This is a genomic window from Streptomyces sp. URMC 124 (assembly GCF_051386455.1).
In the GTDB taxonomy this organism is placed as follows: domain Bacteria; phylum Actinomycetota; class Actinomycetes; order Streptomycetales; family Streptomycetaceae; genus Streptomyces.
The window spans coordinates 1-330 of the sequence record NZ_JBPQTS010000393.1 but is presented as its reverse complement, the minus strand read 5'-3'; the positions used below and the strand labels follow the sequence as shown (position 1 = coordinate 330).

Annotated in this window: 1 protein-coding gene; it reads left to right on the top strand. The window is 74.5% G+C overall.

The features are described from left to right. Positions 1-330: pyridoxal-dependent decarboxylase (locus tag ACSNOG_RS33080; protein ID WP_436756371.1), on the top strand; the 330-nt coding region annotated here is incomplete at both ends.

The window sequence follows — 330 nt, the reverse complement described above, 5'->3', positions numbered from 1 at the left end:
CCTCTTCAGCGACGCCCTCCGCCCCGCCCTCGACGGCCTCGACCACGCCCACACCATCGCCCTAGACCTGCACAAACTCGGCTGGCAACCCGTCGCCGCAGGCCTCCTCGCCGTCCCCGACACCACCGCCCTGCACCCCCTCGCCCACCACGCCGACTACCTCAACGCCCCCGACGACACCCGAGCCGGCCTCCCCGACCTCCTCGGCCGCTCCCTGCGCACCACCCGCCGCCCCGACATCCTCAAAATCGCCGTCACCCTCCGCGCCCTCGGCCGCCGCGGCCTCGGCGACCTCGTCGAACGCGTCTGCACCGCTGCCCACCACCTCGC